Source organism: Halopelagius fulvigenes (assembly GCF_042662625.1).
Lineage (GTDB): Archaea > Halobacteriota > Halobacteria > Halobacteriales > Haloferacaceae > Halopelagius > Halopelagius fulvigenes.
This window is the reverse complement of sequence record NZ_JBHSXH010000009.1, coordinates 546317-564397: the sequence shown is the minus strand read 5'-3', so window position 1 is coordinate 564397 and position 18081 is coordinate 546317. Positions and strand designations below refer to the sequence as shown.

Genomic DNA, 18081 nt, shown 5'->3' with positions numbered 1-18081 from the left:
CTCGCGGGGCCGGTCCGAACGCGCGCGACGGCCGTTGTACCTAACCCGCACCCCAGTGTCTTCCCGAGCGTGTCCCGAATCGCCGTCGCGCACACGGACCTCACGGCGAAAGGGGGCGGAGAAGGCGTCTGCATGAACGTCCTGGCGGCCCTCGAAGGCCGTCACGACGTGACACTCCTCACCCTCACGTCGCCCGACATCGACGCGTTGAACCGCTACTTCGACACCGACGTGGGCGACGTGACGGTCCGCCGTCCGCCGGTCGTCGAGTCGTTGCTCGAACGCACCGACCTCCCCCTCTACAACCTGGAGAACGCCTTCCTCTCGCGGTTCGTCGACTCGCGGGCCGACGAGTTCGACCTCGTGATATCGACGGACAACGAGATTTCGCCATCGATTCCGGCGATTCAGTACGTCCACACGCCGCGGTTCGGTCGCCTCGTCACCAGCAAGCGGGTGGGCGAGGACAGCTTCGTGGACCACCTCTACGACCGCCTCGCGTACCGCGTCGGCGGGTTCGACGCCGAGGAGATTCGGAACAGCCGTCTGCTGACGAACTCGCGGTGGATGGCCAACATCGTCCAGGACGTCTACGGCGTCCGCCCCGAGGTGGTGTACCCGCCGGTCGACACGTCGGGGTTCGACCCCGCGCCGTGGGAGGAACGCGAGGACGGGTTCGTCACCGTCGGCCGCATCACCTCCTACAAGAACGTGAAAGACGCCGTCCGCATCGTGGACGGCGTGCGCGAACGCGGCCACGACGTCCACCACCACGTCGTCGGCCCGCCGACCGAGGAGGCGTACGCCGCCGAGGTGAAGGAGATGGCCGACGACCGGGAGTACGTCACCGTCGAGGGCGAGATGCCCCGCGAGGAGTTGGAGGCGATGCTCTCGACGCACAAGTGGGGCCTGCACGCCAAGCGCCACGAGCACTTCGGCATGGCCGTCGCGGAACTCGTCGCGGCCGGTACGGTGGCGTTCGTCCCGGACAACGGCGGCCAACAGGACATCGTGGAGGGGCGCGACGAACTCATGTACCGGACCACCGAGGAGGCGGTGGAGAAGGTACACCGCATCCTCTCTGACGACGACCTGAGAGAGGAGGTCCGACAGACGCCCGACACCATCGAGGAGCGATTCGGCCGCGACCGGTTCCGCGAGGAGGTTCGGGCGTTGGCGGCCGAGGAACTCGACGGGCGCGCGTAGGGGGCCGCGAGGAGTCGACGGCGAGTCGACCGGATCGACTCTCTCCGACGGCGGAACTTCGGCGCGAGAAGCCGTATCGCCGCCGACGGTGCCAGAATCACTTTCTCCGTCGGCGGCGTCTGTCGGTCCATGGCAGTTCGGACGGCCGTCATCGGGAGCGGAATCGTCTCGACGAACAACCACCTCCCGGCCCTCGCTCGGAACCCGCGGACCGACCTTCTCGCCGTCGCCGACGTGGACGAAGAGAGCGTCCGCGAGGCGGCCGCCGAGTACGGGTGCCGGGCGTACACCGACGCCGAGACGATGCTCGAACGCGAGGACGCCGAGTGGGTCCACGTCGCCACGCCCGTCCAGACGCACGCCGACCTCGCGCGCGCGGCCATCGACGCGGGTGCGAACGTGACGGTGCAGAAACCGGCGGCGACCAACCCCGAGGAGTTAGGAGAGATGCGCTCCGCGGCCGACGAGGCGGGCGTGTCGCTCTCGGTGGTGCACAACTGGCTCTACTACCCCGTCGTCCGCGAACTCCGCCGCCGAATCGCGTCCGGCGAAATCGGCGAGGTTCGAGCGGTCAGAACCGCGTTCACGGGCGAGGGCCGCCCGGACGAGACGTACCGCGGCGACTGGGTGCTCGAACTCGAAGGCGGCGACTTAGAGGAGGGGATGTCGCACCCGTTCTATCTCACCCTTGCCCTCGGCGGCGTCCCGCGGAGCGAAGACGACGTGACCGCCCTCACCCGCGCGACGGAGGAGTTCGACCACGGCGTGACGTACGACGGCGCGCAGGTGCAGTACGTCGCCGAGAACGACGCCCTCTGTTCTATCACCTACCTCTCCTCGTCGGCGCGCGACTCCAAACTCGCGGTCCACGGCACCGAGGGGTCGATTCACGTCGATATCCCCACGGCCACGCTCGACGTCCACGACGCCGAGTCGGGGCCGTACCACTTCCCGAACGAGCGGTTCTCGCGGAACGCCGAACGGACGAGACAGACCGCCGAGGGGGCGGTGCGAAACGCGAAGCGGTACGTCGCGGGGCGAATCGAGGACGAACTCGACAGGCACGACGAGGACAGTCCCGACGGCCACTACTTCCTGTTCGACGAGGCGGCGAAAGCGCTCGAACGCGGCGAGAAACCGCCGGTGACGCCCGAACTCTCGCGGTGGGTGCTCGAACTCACAGAGCAGGTTCGCGAGTCGGCGCGGGAATGAGGCCCGCGGCGTACCTTTTTACGCGATAGCGCGGCAGTCGGGCGTGTGCGGTCGACCGATACTGCGCTCTGTGAGAACCGCCGCCTACGACCCGTCGATTCCGAGGTTCGACTCCAACTCGGCGGCCACGTCGTCCGGGGCGTACGCCGTCTCGATTCGCTCGCGGGCGTTCGCGGCCAGTCGCTTCCGTTCCTCAGGGTCCGACAGCAGGCGGTTCGTCCCCGCGACGAACTCGTCCCAGTCGTCGGCGACGAGGACGTCCTCGCCGGGTTCGGCGTCCACGCCCTCGAACCCCCGGCGGGTCGTGACGATAGGCGTCTCCCACGCCATCGACTCCAGTATCTTGATGCGGACGCCGCCGCCGATACGGAGGGGCGTGACCATCACGGCGGCGTCGCGGACGGCCGCCCCGATGTCCTCGACTTCGCCCGCGAACGTGATTCCCGGACGCTCTCCCAGCGACCGAACCGCGTCGTTCGCGTCGCGGCCCGCGACGACGAACTCGGCGTCGGGGTGCACCTCCCGAATCTCCGGCCACGGCCCCTCGGCGAACGCCAGCACGCCGTCCTCGTTGGGGAACCACTCGTAGGACCCGAAGAAGAGGAGTCGCTTCCCCTCGACCGGTCGGTCCGCCGTCTCGTACTCCGCGGCGTCGATGGCGACTCGCTGGCGCTTCACGGGCGTCGTGACGCGCTCTTCGAGCCGTCTCCGGTCCCTCTCGCCGAGGACCAACACCCGGTCCGACGCCTGATACGTGGCGAGTTCCTCGCGGCGGAGGCGGGGAATCTCAAGCGACAGTTCCGCCCGCGTCTTCACGTCCGACGCGGTGGCGCGGTGGAGGCGGTGGGCCGCGAACTCCACGACGTGCGCGCTCGTGACGAGGCGGGCGTCCGCCCACGCGGCGGCCGCCCGAACGTCCTCGTCGCGGAAGGCGCGGGCCAGATACGGGTGCTGTCCCACCACCACGTCCGGCGAGAGCGTCGTGATTCGCCTCGCCGCGGCCTCGCGCATCGAGTCGGCGTCGAACATCTCCATCACGTCCGACCGACCGAGGGCCGCCCGGGCGACTTTCCGGGCCGTCGGCGGTAGGGGGGACTCCGTGCCCTCGACGCGTACTATCGACTCGCAGACGTCGCGGACGCCCGGCACCGTCTCGGCGTCGTCGTCGCGGGCGTACGCGAGGAGGTGCACGTCGTGGCCGCGGTTCGCCAACGCGCGGACGAAACCGTACGTCACGATACTGTCCCCGGAGTTCGGCGGGAACGGGACTCCGCGCGCGAGGAAGAGAATCCGGCTCACGAGTCGAACACCCCGACCGGGTGGCCGTCGCCCGCCTCGGCGGTCGATTCCGCCGCCCCCGAGAGGCCGGCGTACAAATCGAGGAGTTCGCCGGCGTGCGCCGAGAGGCGCTTCGGCGGTTCGACGCCCTCGCGCAACCGCGCGACGAGACGCGGGTTCGACGCGAGCGTTCGGAGGCGCGCGCGGAGCGATTCGACGCTCTCGGGGTCGAACGTGAAGCCGTCCACGCCGTGCGTGACGAGTTCGGCCATCCCGCCCCGGTCGGCCGTCACCACGGGCGTCCCCGCCGCGAACGCCTCCTGAATGACGAGCGGACTGTTCTCGTACCACGTCGAGGGGAGGACGAACACGTCGGACTCGGCGAACGGCGTCGCCGGATCGTCGTAGTAGCCGTGGAACCGAACCCGGTCGTCCGCCGCGGCGTCCGCGAGTCGGGCGTGGTAGTCGTTCCCCTCGGGGTCGAACCGCCCGTACACGTCGAGTCGGGCGTCGCCCTCGACGCCCGCGAACGCCGCAAGCAGGCGGTGGACGCCCTTCTCCTCGACCAACCGCCCGGCGTACCCGAACGCGAGCGTCGAGTCGGGGTCGTACCCGCCGTCGCGGAACGCGTCCACCCAGATGCCGTTCCGGGCCTGCACGATGTCGCCGGGCGGGACGCCGAACTCGACGAACCGGTCGCGGAGGAACGCCGATGGCGACACCAACAGGTCCGCGGCGTCGAGGGCGTCGTCGAGGCGGGCGGTTCGACGGGCCACGGGTTCGGCGAACGCGGGAAACGTCGCGTCGCCCTCGCCCGCCTCCGGCGGGGAGTCGTCGTCGCCCTCGCCGCCGTCCGCGGCGTCCGCCACCGCCTCGCCGACGGCGTTCGCGTAGCAGTTCGCGCACTTGCCGACGCACGTCGGCCCGGAGCAGAGCGACCCGTCGGGGTGGGTGAGTTGCTCGCGGTGACACGCCGTCCAGAAGTCGTGGAGAGTGAGGACCGAGGGGACGCCCTCGGACGCGCAGATTCGGGGCAGTCGCGAGGAGAGACCCTTGAGGTGCTGAAAGTGGGCCACGTCGGGATCGAACGTCGAGAGGAGGTCCGCGAACGCGGCGTCCACGGACGATTGGGCGACCCCCGCCGACGGGTCGAGGGCGACGCCGTCCTCGGGTTGGGTCGTCGGCGTCGGGAGGCCGACAACCGACGCGCCCGGAACGTCCGCCGCCGCCGCGCCGCGGTCGGAGGGGGCGGCGACGGTCACCTCATGGTCCGCCGCGAACGCCTCCGCGAGGCGTTCGGTGTACAGTTCCGTCCCGCCGTAGGTGTCCGGCGGGAGGGCGTGGGCGACGAGGAGTATCCGCATGCGTCAGTCGTCCGTCGGCGTCTCGGCGGTCACGCCGTCGGGCGTCTCCTCGCCGGCGTTCCGGTCCACGTAGTCGTAGAGCCACGTGAACTGCCGCGCGAGGTCGTGTTCGTCCACGTCGAGGGGCGCTTTGAAGAACGACGCGAGGTGGGTCTGGAGGCCCGACTCGCCGCGTTCGTCGGCGTTCGAGAGGAGGCGAACGAGGTCCAACGCGAGGGGGGCCGCCAGCGCGGAGTCGGACCCCTCCCACGTGAACTGCATCTTCATCTCCGTGTCGAGGAAGCCCTCGAAGTGGATGTAGTCCCACGCCGTCTTCCAGTCGTCGAGGGAGGGCGTGTAGTCGATGCGGACCCGGTTGTGGAAGTCGTCGTCGAGGATTCCGTCGAGGATGTCGCCCTTGCTCTCTATCTTGCCCGCCTTGTTGCGTTCGTCTTCGAGAACCTGCCCGTCGGTGTTGCCGAGGATGTTGTGGCCCTCCCACGACATGACGCGGAGGTTGCGCCCGGCGAACATGGGTCCGAGCGCGGCTTTGACGAGCGATTCGCCCGTCTTGCCGTCGTTGCCCATGTGGGGGACGCCCTCCTCGCGGGCCAGTTGGCGCAGGCCGCCGAGGGAACTCCCGGCGGAGGGGGTGAAGTTCGCGTACGGGTGGCCCTCGCTGAGGGCGACGTAGGCGTACAGCGAACTCGCCGGCAGGTCCCGGTCGTCGCCTTCGACGGCCGACTCGAACGCCTCGCGGGTGGCGTAGTCGTCGGGGTTCTCCACGGGCGGTTCCGAGGAGGCGACGTTCACCATCACCACCCGGTCGAGACCCTCCGCCCGGCGGAACGAGTCGACGTCGTCGCGGATTCGCTCGACTATCTCGGCGACGGTCCGGTCCTCCTCCAGTAGTTCAGCGTTGGAGAGGGCTTCGACGCTCTCGCCGCAGTTCAGCGCCGTCCCGACGTGAACGTGGTCGTCCACGTCGGCTAAGTCGTCCGCGACGGCTTCGACCGTCGAGGGGTGGGGCATGCCGTTCTCCTCCGCGAGGCGGCGCGCGTCCTCCGGGACGCTTCCGGTTCGGATGTCGTGCCCGCCGAACGCGAGGTCCGACACGTCCGGCATGTCGAGGCGCGAGACGGGGCGGCGCGCCGACACCATCCCGGTGGTGTCCGTCTCGCCGCGCGCGATGGCCTTCGCGCCGACCATCGCCGTGGTGGCGATGTTGCCGCGCGCGCCGACCAACCAGACGCCGACGTCGCTCACGGGGCCACCTCCGCGCCACCGTCGGTCCGCACGTCGGCGTTCGTCCTCACCGTACCGTCGCGTTTCGTGGAAGCGGCCTCGTGTCTCATGGTCGTGTGAAATCGGACCGGTAACTCCCGGTCGCGCGCCGCCCGGCCCGGGCGACGACCGCGCGACCCTCGACGGCCCGTCTCGCGTCTCCCCGAGCGAGATGCCGCCGAAATGTATGTTATCAAATACGTCTGTGATTCGTCTCGAACCGACCTATACTACCGTCAGAGGCGACTAATATCTCTCGGCCGCAATAACGAATAAAAATATTGTCGTTAATCTAGCAGACCGGCGACGGAGGCGAACTACCGTCTGTTCGCGGCGGTCCGTCCGATTCGCCAGCGGAGTCCGGAACTTCTCGTCCGCCGTCAGTCTCGGGGACTCGGGCCCGCTTCGAGCGTCTCGAACAGGTCGAGGTACGCCTCCACCTGCCCCTCGACGGTGAACCGGTCGCGGACGAGTCGCCGTCCGCGGCGGCCCGCCTCGTCGGCCCTCTCGGGGTCCCCGAGGAACGATTCGAGGGCGTCCGCGAGTTCGCCGACGTCCCGGGGGTCCACGACCCGTCCGGTCGCGCCGTCGTCCACCAGTTCGGACGCGCCGCCGAACCGCGTCGTCACGACGGGCGTCCCCGCCGCGAGGGCTTCGAGGTTCACCGTCGGGAACGGGTCGAGGTGGACGGAGGGCGTGGCGACGACCGCGGCGGCGCGGAACGCCCGCCGGAGGTCCGCCCGCGGAATCCACCCCGTCGTGACCACCTTCTCGCCGTGGGGGGCCGCGAGCGCTCGCATCCTCGCCGCGAACTCGTCGTCGCCGGTCACGAGGAGGCGAACGTCGTCGTCCGTCCGGTCGGCGACGCGCCCGAACGCGGCGGCAAGGTGCGCCCCGCCCTTGGTGTAGCCGGTTCGACCGCCGAACAGGACGATTCGGGCGTCGTCGAGGCCGTACGCGTCGCGGAACGCCTCGTCTTCGCTCGCCGCCGCGCCGAGAACGGCGCGGAACGCCGCCGCGTCCACGCCGTTGTGAACCGTCCGGTGACACGGCATCCCGTTGGCCGTCAACGCCCGACGGAGGGCGTCGCTGACGGCGACGCCCACGTCCACGTGGCGTCGGAGCGTCCGGCGGTTGTGCCGGTTCCGGAGGGGGAAGTACCGGAGGCCCTGTTCCCGCGCCTGCCGAACCGGGTCCGCGCGGTAGGCGGACCCGGCCACGGGGAGGTTCCGCGGCGCGTCCGCGACGTGGGCGGTGTACTCGCCGTAGGCGAACGTCCCGGCGTCGTGGTACGTCTTCACGACTGGCGCGTCGCACTCGCCCGCGGCGGCGACTGCGGCGTTCGACAGGTAGTGCGCGTTGTGGACGTGAATCGCGTCGGGGTCGAACCCGTCGAGGAAGTCGGCGACGCCGCGCGCGGCGAGGGGGTTCGAGACAGTCAGGTACGGGAGGGCGCGCCGCCACCGCGGCGTCCACAGGCGGCGGACGCCGACGCCGGCGTCCGAGACGACGGACTCGCCCGTCTCGCTTCGGTCCGGCACCGTCGTGACGACGGCCACCTCGCGGCCGCGTCGGGCGTACCCCTCGGCGAGTTGGGCGGCTATCTTCTGCGCGCCGCCGCGTTCCCACGGCGGATAGCCGTCCGAGAGCAGGCAGATTCGGGTCACAGGTAGCCCAAATCGCCCAAGTTCTCGGCCACGTCGTCGGGGATGTCCCGCGACGCGCCGCCCTCCGTCCCTTCGGTCTCCGAGAGCGTCGAGATCAGTCGCTCTCGCGCGTCCGGCGGCACGTCGCCCTCGTCCACCGCGTCCGCCTCGGCGGCGTCCCAGTCGAGTTCGACCCACCGGCGGGCGTCGCCCACCGCGTCGAGTTTCCACCGACCCGTCACGGCCGTTCGCCGCGGCGCGTAGACGAACTCAGCCTCGACGGACTCCGGCGGGTGCGACGGCACGACGCCCGCGTACTCCGCGAGGGCCGCGTCGCGCGTCTCCGATCTGTCCGCCGCCAGAAGCGACCGCGACTCGTCGTACTCCAGACCGGCGGCGGCGCGAATCGTCTCCGCGACGCCGGTCGTCTGCACGAGGTCCGTCCGCCTGTCGGAGTCGAACGCGGCGGGGTACCGGACGACGAGGGGGACGCGAAGCAGGGGGAACCGAATCGACGTCTGGTGGTCCAGCAGGGTGCGTTCGGTCGTCGGGTCCGCTGGGTCGCCGCGCACCCGTTCGCCGAGGTGTTCGCCGTGGTCGCCCGTCACCACAACCAGCGTCTCGTCCAGCACTCCGCGTTCGCGCAGGGCGTCCACGATACGTCCGATCGCGGCGTCGGCGTACGCGAGTTCGTCGCGGTACCGCGCCCGGAGGTACGCCACCTCCGACGCGTCGAGGGTCCGTTCGCCGGTCCGAATCGCCCAGATGTCGTCCATCAGGTCGCTCATCCACTCCGTCTCCTCCTCGTCGGTGTCGCACCCCGGCGGGCGGACGTCCGACCGGAACTCCGGCGGGAGGTAGAAGGGGAGGTGGGGGTTCATCAGGTGGGCGTAACAGAAGAACGGCCGGTCGTCGGCCGCGAGTTCGGCGAAGCGTTCCTCGGCGATTCGGGCGGCGCGTTCGCTCGCGCGCACGTTGTCCAACCACGCGTCGCCCGTCGCCTCCTGCAGTTGGAACGCGGCGACGTTTCCGAGACTCTTCAGGGGCGCGTCCGACGCGAGGGCCCGCCGAACGACCGTCGCGTACCACTCGGGGCCGCGCGTGACGCCCTTCGAGAGCGTTCGAACGTCCTCGCCCCCGTCGAAGTAGCGGTGTTCGGGGCCGGTGAACTCCTCGACGCGGTCGAACCCCCGGCCTTGGGGGAGCCAATCGCCGATCCACGTCTTCGGCGAGAGGTGGAGGGTCCGGTACCCCGCCGCGGCGAGGTCACGCGTCACCGTCCGCCCGGCGTCGAGTTCGAACCCCCGCGACGTCGCGCCGTGTTCGTGCGGGTACCGCCCGGTGAGGACGCTCGTCATCGCGGGGAGCGTCCACGGCGCGGGCGAGAGGGCGCGTTCGAACACCGTCCCCTCGTCGGCCAGTCGGTCGATGGCGGGCGCGTCGGCCGATCCGCCGTACGGCGGGAGGTAGTCCGCCCGGCACGCGTCGACCGCGAGGAGGAGAACGTTCGGCTTCGACGCTTCGTCCATGAGAGAGCGTCCGCCCGCCGGTCACCTTACTATGGCGGCCCCACCGACATCCGCGGACCGAAGTCGGGGTTCGGACTCACCGGTCGGCGTCGCCCGCCTCGTCGGAGTGCGGGTGGCGTTCGAGTTCGAGCGTCTCGGGGTCGAGCGTGTAGTAGGCCTCCCAGACGGGGTCGAGGCTGACGACGCGCGTGCCTTCGACCGTCGCCTCGGCGTGGCGGTGGTGGTGGCCGACGAGAAAGAGGTCAGGTTCGACCGACCGCAGTATCTCGTCCACCGCGGCGCACCCGGGGTCGCGCCCCCCGCCGACGCGGAGGAGTCCGTGCGGCGCCTCGTGGGCGAGGAACACGTCCACGTCCGACAGCGACTTCGCGCGTTCGACCTCGGACCGGACGAAGTGTCGCCGCCGCCCGCCGGTCAGTTCCTCCCGGGAGTCGTCGTACCTCGTCGGCGCGTAGTTGCCCGAGAGGCCCGCCACGCGGAGTCCGGCGACGTCCGCGGCGGTGCTGGCGAGGAGGATCGGTCGCTCCACGTCCGTCAGGGTCGCGTCGCCCCGTCGGAGGGCGTCCACCACGTCGAAGTCCTCGTTGTTCCCCGCGACGAACCACGTCGGCGCGGGCAGGTCGTAGTACAGGAGGTCGCCGACCTGCAGGGCGGCGTCGGCGTCCGTCGCGCGGTAGGCCGAGAGGAGCGACTCCCTCCGTTCCGGGTCGTCGGCGTGAGCGTCACCGAGGACGAGCATCGCGTCGTCGTAGCGCCGCCGCCCCCTTAGGGGTGGGTGGCGAGTCGCCGCCTCTCACCCCCGCCTCAGAGGATGACTTCCCCGTCGAGGAGCAGTTCCCGTTCCGTCCGCCGCGCCTCCTCGCCCTCCTCGACCAGGGTCGGCACCTCGACCGGTTCCGAGAATCGGTCGGGGTCCGGCTCGACGCGCTTCAGCATCGACGTGAACACCGTTCCCTTCCGACCCCCGGCGGAGACGATGCCGCCGTACTTTCGCTCCTCGAACGACGTCTCGTCGGGAGAGGGGAACTCCTCGCGGGTTATCTTCGCCGTCTCGCGGAGGTACTCGGCCGCCTGTCGTTGCGAGAAGTTGCTCTCCTCGTGGTACGTCTGGGCGTACTGGTCTTCGAGTCGCTCCGAGAGGTGTTCCGGCGACTCGTAGTGGACCGACTCCGTCGTGGTGTATCCGCTGGCGAACCGGATATTCACCGTGAAACTGTCCGGGTATCGCAGGATGATCGGGAAGAAGAGCGCGTCCGTGACGGTCGCTCGCTGTTGCATCCGCCAGAGCGCCTCGAAGTAGTACGACGCCAACGCGCCGATTTGGTCGTCGCGTTCGCCCCGGTTGTACGCCATCGCAACCTCTCGGTAGTCGCCGCCCGCGGTCCGTCGGAGGCGACGTTTGAAACTCTGGGCCAGTCGGTCGAGTTCCTCCTCGTAGGCGGTCAACAGCGGAACGTCGGGGTCAGCGAGCATCTCGGCCTTCCGCTCTTGGGCGTCTGCGACCCGCATCATGTTCTCATGAAACAGTCGTTCCGCGTCCTCGTCGGGGAGGGGCGTCCTGATCGCCCGGCGGTGGAGCACCCGCGCGTCGCCGTTGAATCTCTCCCCCTGCGCCTTCATAGGACATACATGGGACGCCGGGGAATATTAACTGATAGGTCGGGCGTTGCTGAATGTCCTCCCTCCGTTCACCGTCTCAGCGGTACCCGAGTCGTTCGAGTTGGCGCGCTACGTCGCCGGACACCTCGCGCCGGGTGTCCGTCGCGGCGTCGTCGGACTCCGTCCGACTGCCTACCGAGACCCCTTCGGCGGCGTCGCCCGCCCCGGGCCACGGCGGCAGGGCGTCCGACAGGCGCGAGGACTCCTCCGATGGGAGCGTCGTCTCCGCCTCCTCGGGCAGGGAGAACGCGACGGACACGTCGTCGCCGCGGGAGACGACGAGTTTCGACCCGTCGGCGTACGCCGCCTTCTTCTCGTACCCGTAGCGCGCCCCCTCGACGAGGCGAATCCTGTCGTCCGGAACCGACGCGCCGAGGGGGACGCCCGCGGCGTTCGGGTCCGCGTCTCCTCGCGGGGCGTCACCCGCGACGGCCGCGCGAACCGTCGGCGCGATGTCGACAAGCGACGTGGGGCGGTCCGCCCCCGCGAGGTCGAATCCGGCGACTCGCACCGGCACGCGGGTGATGGCCTCGTAGGGCGCGCCGCCGTGACCGACGCAGTACGCCGGTCGGGGGTCGGCGAAGTGGTCGGCGTGGAACCGCGCGCGTTCCCAGAAGCCCTCGCCGTGGTCGCCGGTGACGACGAACGCCACGTCGCCCGCGAGGTCCGTGATTCGGCGGTAGTGGGCGGCGAGGCGGTTGTCGGCGTACTCGACCGCCGCGTCGTACAGACGCCGCCGGTGCCGGCGGTATCGTTCGACCGTGGGCGTCGCGTCCACCACGTCCTCGTGGTCCCACCCCTCGATGTCGGGGATGGACAGGTCAACGTCGTGTTCGTCCGCGTAGGCCCGCGGCGGTTCGACGGGTTCGTGCAGGTCCGAGAGGTGGAGGTAGGAGAACGTCCGCCCGTCGCGGCGGTCGGCTAGCCACGCCGCGTGGTCCGAGAGCAGTCGGTGCGCGTCTGCGTCGTCGTACAGTCGGTGGCGGGCGAACCGCCCCCGAAGCGCCAGAAACGGCACGACGAACCCGAACGCGCCGTAGGTGTCGTAGCCCGCGGCGTCGAGGTGGTCCGCGACGAGAGGCGCGTCCGACTGCGGCGGCAGGCCGGTGATGTCCGCCACCGAGTTCTCGAACGCGTCGGAGCGCCGAATCGCGCGGTGGTCGTGGGGGTACCGCCCCGAGAGCAGGGAGGTCACCGAGGGGTACGTCCACGTCGCGGGCGCGACGGCGTCCGTCCCCGAGAGCGACGAGAGAAACGGCGTCAGGTCAGAATCGAGGGCGTCCGCGCGGAGGGCGTCCACCACGACGACGACGACGTGGTCGGGCGCGTCCGCCGAGAGCGAGGACGTCACCCCGGCGTCGCGTTCTCCGAACGCCCGGTCGGCGCGACGCTCCCGGATTTGACGCCGCGCGTCGGCGTACGCTCCTTCGACGGGGGCGGCGACGCCCTCCGGGACGGCGCGCCCGGCGCGCCGGACGCCCCGTTCGACTCGTTCGAGCATCGTGACTACTCGCGGAGACGCCGCGGAGGTGAAAAGACGTAGTGGCCGCCGCGAGCACACCCCCGACCGGGGCGCGTCAGGGCGCGATGCCCGCCCTGTCGGCCAGTTCCACGCCGGGTCGGCCGAACACCGACGCGAGGGCCGTCGCCGCGAACCGCGGGGTGTCCTCCGGCGTCTCCGCGGCGGCGCGCGCGAGTGAGAGCGTCGCCCGGGGGTCCCACGGCGACTCCTCCAGTCGCTTCCGCCCCGCGCGGTAGTCGGTCTGACGAACCGCGGTCCGGCGGACGTGCGGCGGGAACGCGCCGTACTCGTCGTCGTAGTAGTTCACGAGCAAGCGCCGCCCGCGGATGTGGTCCCACGAGTCCGAGACGGACTCGCCCGGCGGTTTCCCGCGGACGACGAGTGGAGCGTCCACGAAGTCGAAGCGGGTCCGCCGGGCGAGCTCTATCTTCATCCCAGAGTCGTCCGCGCCGTGGCGGTGTCTCAGCGGCAGTATCTCCTCCAGAACCCGGCGGTCGACGAGCATCGTCGAGGGGATGGCCGGGAACGTCCGAATCTTCAGGGCGTGTTCGAGAACGTCGCCGCGGACGTCCGACTGCGGTTCGACGACGCCCCACTCCTCGTCGCGCAGACCCGAGTAGACGACGCCCACGTCCTCGGAGAAGCGGGGAAGCTGCCGCGCGAACTTCTCCGGGCGGAGCCTGTCGTCGTCGTCGAGAAACTGGACGTACTCCCCCGACGCGCGTTCGGCCCCGACGCTTCTGGCCGCGTGCGGTCCCTCGTCTCTCTCCTGCGGGACGTACGTCACGGGCAGGTCCGAGTCGGCGTCGAACGATTCGACCACGGACCGGGCGTGCCCCTCCTCGGACCCGTCCACGACGATGCACTCCACCGGGCGGTGCGTCTGATCGCGCACGCTCGAAAGCGCCTCCCGGAGTCGGTCGTTCCGGTAGTAGGTCGTCACCACCACCGAGACGAGAGGGTCGTGGGCGGTGTCGGTCATCGAGGGAGAGGAGGGCTTCGACGTCGAAAAGCGCCGCGGCCGGTCGAGACTGGTCCGACTACTCCCCGACCGCCTCCGCGCGCCGTTCGACGGCGTAGACGGCCTCCATCGCGGCGTCGAACGCGCGGGGCGACCCCGGAGCCGAGAAGAGGAGGGCCGCCGCCGCGTGGTACCGGGTCGGGTCGAGACGAAGCGCCTGCCGCAGGTAGGGCCGGCCGGCGTCGAGGCGGCCCGACTCGCAGTACGTCCGGCCCACGTCCGCGAGGAGTTGCGCCCACGTCGCCGCCGGGAGTTCGTACTCCTCGGCCAGCACCGACACCGCCTCCGCGAGGTTGTCGCCGTCGGCGGAGATGTTGTCGCCCGACTCGCCCTTCACGACGAGTGCGTCGTCCACGGCGACAAAGCGGTACTCCCGCGAGAGGCGGAGGCAGAGTTCCCAGTCCTCGAAGCAGGGGAGTCGCTCGTCGAACCCGCCGACCGACTCGAAGGCGTCCCGGCGGACGAGGAGCGTCGAGGTGTACGTCGGCACGTCCATCCGGCGGACTGCCTCGCGCACGTCGCCGGACTCGCCGTCGCGCGTCAGGGGTTCGCCGTGCGCTTTCTCCATGCCGCAGTACGCGACGGCGGCGTCTTTCCCCTCCTCGCCCTCGGCCTCTCGCAGGGCGGCGAGCTGCCATTCGAGTTTCTCGGGGTGCCACCGGTCGTCGGAGTCCACGAACGCGACGAACTCGCCGTCCGACGCCGCGACGCCGCGGTTCCGCGCCGCGCTCACCCCCGAGGAGTCGTCCTGCCGGCGGTAGCGGACCCTCGGGTCGTCGTACCCCGCCACGAGTTCGGGCGTTCGGTCGTCCGATCCGCCGTCCACGACGACGAGTTCCCAGTCCTCGTGCGTCTGCGCGAGGACGCTCTCTATCGCTCCGTCCAACACCTCGGCGCGTTCGCACGTCGGGAGGACGACGCTGACGGTCATGGGCGGCGTAGACGCGGGGACGCGCCTTTACTGCGAGGGCCGAACGCGGTTCGACCGACGTTCGGCGGGAGTGACGGTCAGGATAAACTTGATGACGATATACGAAATCGGTGTTCGCTACCCTCACCGTGAACTCGGGGAGGGGACTCGGAAGGGGAGTCTCCTCTTCGTCGGACATCTCGAATTCGGCTTTCAGCCTCTCTGCCGTCTCGTGCTTGTCTATCCGTTCGTAGACGCTGACGAGGTGATCGAGCGGGAGCAGTGGTGCCTCTCGCGGATTGTCCCTCTCGAATTCGATGTCTTCTAGATCGGCGAGTGGTCTCTGGTGACGCTTCGTGCTATCGCTGAAGATCACTTCGAGTTCCTCACCGTTCGCTCCGTAGGCGTCGATCTGAGAATGGCCAACTTCGCGCGTTTCGGTGAAGCCGTCGGAGAACGCGTCTCGGAACCGTTTGGCTGTCGATCCTACGGTGAGAATATCGATGTCAGACGGATCGTCGTCGAGACCCCTGAGGACAGAATCGGTGCTGCCGATCACACACCACGTCGCAGAGTCGGGAGTCTTCGAGATAATCTCGTCTAAGAGCGCCGCGTGAGGAGCAGATAGTGGCAGACGGGTGTACCGTCACCGCGACGGGTAATCTCTACTGGAACGTACGACCAGTCTCCGCGGTCAACTGCGGTACGCGATCCACAGCGTCGCGCCCCCGCCGACGGGGAGGACGAACCAGAAACTCGCGACGCGGTACAGGAGCGCGATGGCGGCGGCGGTGGCCGTCGGAACGCCCGCGAGCGCGACCAACAGACCCGTCACCGCGGCTTCGACGCCGCCGAGGCCGCCGGGCGTCGGGAGGAGGCTCGCCATCGCGCTCGCGGGGACGATGAACGCGACCAACTGAATTGGCAGGGAGACGCCGACGGCCCGGGCGGCCAACCACAACGGGAGCGCGAAGAACGCCCACCCGACGTAGGCGAAAAGCAGCGTCTCGGCCACCCACGCCCGCCGAGCGCCGAGGTGGCCGAGCAGGGAGAAGAACCGCGCCGTGCGTTCCTCGATTTCCGCCGCCTCGACGAACCCGACGCGGGCGGCGACCGGTTCCAAAACTCGGGGTATCAACAGGATGGCTCGGTCGCGAACGCGCCAGACGAGGTACGCGAACACGGGGACGAAGACGGCTATCGCGCCGAGTCCGTACACCAACGGGCGGACGTTCCGCGGGACGCTCCCGGTGAGGCCGAGTGCGACGACGCCGACGCCCGCGAAGGAGAAGAACGGGAGGAGGTTGAGAGCGTCGGTGGTGACGACGCTGGCCAGCGACTCCTCGTAGGTCGCGTCGCGGTCCGTCGAGAGGACCGCCGCGACGAACGGGCCGCCGCCGGCCTTCCCGAACGGCGTGACGTAGTCGGCGAACGTCGCGGCGAGGTACGTCGGAACGAGCCGTCGGTACGGAATCTCCACCGAGAGCGACGAGAGCACCACGTCCCACCCCTTCGTCCAGATGGAGAGCGCCACGAGCGAACACCCGCAGGCGACGACGACGGGGACGGGGTCCGCGCTCGACAGCGCCGAGATGATGGACTGCCAGCCGAGTACGTAGCCGAAGGTGTACAGTAGTGCCGCCGCGACGGCGAAGCCGACGAGCGACTTCACCGCCGTGCGCCGGTCGAACGCGGACTCGCCCATCGGACGCTCGTTCTCGGGGCGAACCCATAAGCGGGGTGGCGGGCGAGCGACGAGAACGGGGAGACAGGAGGCGAACTGCGTCGGCCGAGAGCGCCGCTTACCCGTCGAGGACGCCCGCGACGAGTTCGCGGACGTGCTCTACCTCATCGGGGAAGATGCCGTGGCCGAGTCCTTCGTACACCTCGAACGTCACGTCGGCGTCCATGCGTTCGAGGGTTTCGACCGTCTCCTCGGCGCGTTCGAGGGGGATGTGCGGGTCGTCGTCGCTCACGCCGAGGAAGACGGGCGTGCCGTCGAGACTCCCGTCGTAGTCGCGGGGCGTCCCCTCGGGGCCGATGAGGCCGCCGGCGAGGACGCCGAGTCCGCCGTAGCGACGCGCGTTGCGGGCGACGTACTCAGAGGAGAGACACGCCCCCTGCGAGAAGCCGACGATCAGCGTCTTCTCGGCGGGGATGCCGGCGTCCTCCACCGTCTCGACGGCACTATCGACGTGTCCGAGCGCGGATGCGAGGTGCGGTTCGTTCGCGTCTATCGGCGCGAGGAACCGATTGGGGTACCACGTCCCTCGCTGCGCTTGCGGGGCGACGTAGGCGAGTCCCTCGCGGTGGAACTCCTCGGCGAACTGGAGCATCCCCCGCGCCGTCGCGCCGCGCCCGTGGACGAGAACGACGGCGGCGTCGGCGGATTCGAGCGATTCGCCCGCCGTCCGAATCGGTTGGTCGCCGTGGGGGTCCGCGGCGGACCCGCCCGCGTTGCCGTCGGCCATCAGTTGCTCACCTCCTCCGCCTCGGGTTCGAGAGCGGGCAGGTGCGCTTCGAGTCGGTCCCGGTCGTCTTCGAGCCACGGCGGCAGTTTCAGCGACGACCCGAGTTCCGCGACGGACTCGTCGCGGGTGAACCCGGGGCCGTCGGTGGCTATCTCGAAGAGGACGCCGCCGGGTTCGCGGAAGTAGACGGATCGGAAGTACTGGCGGTCCTTCTGCGGCGTGACGTTCTGCCCCGCGTTCGACAGTTCCTCGCGCCAGTTCAGTTGCTGTTCCTCGCCTTCCGCGCGGAACGCGACGTGGTGGACGGTGCCGACGCCGGGTCGCCCGCGCGGACTCTCCCGTTCGAGGAGGTCCACGACGTTCGCTCGGTCGCCCGCCGCGCGGTACCGGACGCGTTCGCCCTCCTCCGCCTCCCTCTCGAAGCCGAGGAGTTCGAGGACGCGGCCCGTGGACTCCGGCGCGGCCGACTGGAGCGTCACGCCGTGGAAGCCGCGGACGGCGCGTTCGGCCGGCACGGGGCCGTCCTCCCAGGGTTCGATGTCCGTCTCGCCCTCGACCAGTTCGAGGGGTTGCCCGTCTCCGTCCTCGAAGGGTAAGACGCCCGAACCGAAGCGTTCCGTCGGCTCTTCCGACGACACGTCGTGTTCGGCGAGGCGGTCGGCCCAGTAATCGAGGCTCCCCTCCGGGACGACGAAGGCCGTGGCGACGGCCTGCCCGCGTCCGGGGCGTCCCGGCCGTCCCTCCCCGAACGGGAAGAACGTCATCGCGGTGCCCGGCGACCCCGTCTCGTCGCCGTAGTAGAGGTGATACGTCGAGATGTCGTCGAAGTTGACCGTCCGCTTCACGAGGCGGAGTCCGAGGATGTCCCTGTAAAAGTGGACGTTCTCCTTCGGGTCGCCCGAAACGGCGGTCACGTGGTGGATTCCGTCTGTTTGCATGGTGGGCGTAACGGACCGGCGGTGCCGGTTTCCTTACGTTACCAGGTAAGGAACCGAAACCA

The 18081-nt window shown here is 70.0% G+C and carries 16 protein-coding genes; 3 read left to right on the top strand and 13 right to left on the bottom strand.

The features are described from left to right. The first annotated feature begins 69 nt into the window (after nt 1-69). Together ACFQEV_RS05320 and ACFQEV_RS05315 are read left to right on the top strand one after the other, a co-directional pair. Nucleotides 70-1206 (top strand): glycosyltransferase family 4 protein, encoded by a 1137-nt coding sequence (locus ACFQEV_RS05320; RefSeq protein WP_379693312.1) that lies wholly within the window; start codon nt 70-72, stop codon nt 1204-1206. 129 nt (nt 1207-1335) lie between these two features. Further along, on the top strand, nt 1336-2418 hold the full coding sequence (locus ACFQEV_RS05315; protein WP_379693309.1) for a Gfo/Idh/MocA family protein: 1083 nt from the start codon (nt 1336-1338) through the stop codon (nt 2416-2418). Between the two features lie 84 nt (nt 2419-2502). On the opposite strand, the gene ACFQEV_RS05310 is transcribed toward ACFQEV_RS05315, so the two are convergent. The 10 genes from ACFQEV_RS05310 to ACFQEV_RS05265 form a co-directional block, all read right to left on the bottom strand. Then, nucleotides 2503-3717 carry a glycosyltransferase family 4 protein gene (locus ACFQEV_RS05310; protein ID WP_379693306.1) on the bottom strand — a complete coding sequence of 405 codons (1215 nt, stop codon included), beginning with the start codon at nt 3715-3717 and terminating at the stop codon, nt 2503-2505. Further along, the gene (locus tag ACFQEV_RS05305) at nt 3714-5060 is read right to left on the bottom strand and encodes a glycosyltransferase family 4 protein (protein ID WP_379693303.1); all 1347 of its coding nucleotides are present in this window, start codon (nt 5058-5060) and stop codon (nt 3714-3716) included. Before ACFQEV_RS05305 ends, ACFQEV_RS05310 begins: the two co-directional genes overlap by 4 nt. A 3-nt stretch (nt 5061-5063) precedes the next feature. Continuing rightward, nucleotides 5064-6305 (bottom strand): inositol-3-phosphate synthase, encoded by a 1242-nt coding sequence (locus ACFQEV_RS05300; protein ID WP_379693300.1) that lies wholly within the window; start codon nt 6303-6305, stop codon nt 5064-5066. Between the two features lie 398 nt (nt 6306-6703). Further along, nucleotides 6704-7990, bottom strand: coding sequence for a glycosyltransferase family 4 protein (locus ACFQEV_RS05295; protein ID WP_379693297.1), 1287 nt, complete (start codon nt 7988-7990; stop codon nt 6704-6706). After that, the gene (locus ACFQEV_RS05290) at nt 7987-9498 is read right to left on the bottom strand and encodes a sulfatase (RefSeq protein ID WP_379693294.1); all 1512 of its coding nucleotides are present in this window, start codon (nt 9496-9498) and stop codon (nt 7987-7989) included. The genes ACFQEV_RS05295 and ACFQEV_RS05290 overlap by 4 nt, the downstream gene beginning before the upstream one ends. A 76-nt stretch (nt 9499-9574) precedes the next feature. Next, nucleotides 9575-10237, bottom strand: coding sequence for a metallophosphoesterase family protein (locus ACFQEV_RS05285; protein ID WP_379693291.1), 663 nt, complete (start codon nt 10235-10237; stop codon nt 9575-9577). A gap of 65 nt (nt 10238-10302) precedes the next feature. After that, a complete protein-coding gene (locus tag ACFQEV_RS05280; protein ID WP_379693288.1) occupies nt 10303-11118 on the bottom strand; it encodes a hypothetical protein in 816 nt (271 codons plus the stop codon). A gap of 76 nt (nt 11119-11194) precedes the next feature. Beyond that, nucleotides 11195-12658, bottom strand: coding sequence for a sulfatase-like hydrolase/transferase (locus ACFQEV_RS05275; RefSeq protein WP_379693285.1), 1464 nt, complete (start codon nt 12656-12658; stop codon nt 11195-11197). A 76-nt stretch (nt 12659-12734) separates the two neighbouring features. Further along, nucleotides 12735-13661 carry a glycosyltransferase family 2 protein gene (locus ACFQEV_RS05270; RefSeq protein ID WP_379693282.1) on the bottom strand — a complete coding sequence of 309 codons (927 nt, stop codon included), beginning with the start codon at nt 13659-13661 and terminating at the stop codon, nt 12735-12737. Between the two features lie 58 nt (nt 13662-13719). Further along, on the bottom strand, nt 13720-14631 hold the full coding sequence (locus ACFQEV_RS05265) for a glycosyltransferase family 2 protein (RefSeq protein ID WP_379693279.1): 912 nt from the start codon (nt 14629-14631) through the stop codon (nt 13720-13722). On the opposite strand from ACFQEV_RS05265, the gene ACFQEV_RS05260 reads away from it, so the two are divergent. Further along, the gene (locus ACFQEV_RS05260; RefSeq protein ID WP_379693277.1) at nt 14630-14938 is read left to right on the top strand and encodes a hypothetical protein; all 309 of its coding nucleotides are present in this window, start codon (nt 14630-14632) and stop codon (nt 14936-14938) included. The two genes, ACFQEV_RS05265 and ACFQEV_RS05260, sit on opposite strands and share 2 nt — an antisense overlap. 366 nt (nt 14939-15304) lie before the next feature. Here ACFQEV_RS05260 and ACFQEV_RS05255 read toward each other — a convergent pair whose 3' ends face one another. The 3 genes from ACFQEV_RS05255 to ACFQEV_RS05245 form a co-directional block, all read right to left on the bottom strand. Continuing rightward, a complete protein-coding gene (locus ACFQEV_RS05255; RefSeq protein WP_379693274.1) occupies nt 15305-16315 on the bottom strand; it encodes a lysylphosphatidylglycerol synthase transmembrane domain-containing protein in 1011 nt (336 codons plus the stop codon). Nucleotides 16316-16412: 97 nt separating this feature from the next. Further along, on the bottom strand, nt 16413-17081 hold the full coding sequence (locus ACFQEV_RS05250) for an alpha/beta hydrolase (protein WP_379693271.1): 669 nt from the start codon (nt 17079-17081) through the stop codon (nt 16413-16415). After that, the gene (locus ACFQEV_RS05245; RefSeq protein ID WP_379693268.1) at nt 17081-18019 is read right to left on the bottom strand and encodes a ring-cleaving dioxygenase; all 939 of its coding nucleotides are present in this window, start codon (nt 18017-18019) and stop codon (nt 17081-17083) included. Before ACFQEV_RS05245 ends, ACFQEV_RS05250 begins: the two co-directional genes overlap by 1 nt. Nucleotides 18020-18081 lie beyond the last annotated feature (62 nt).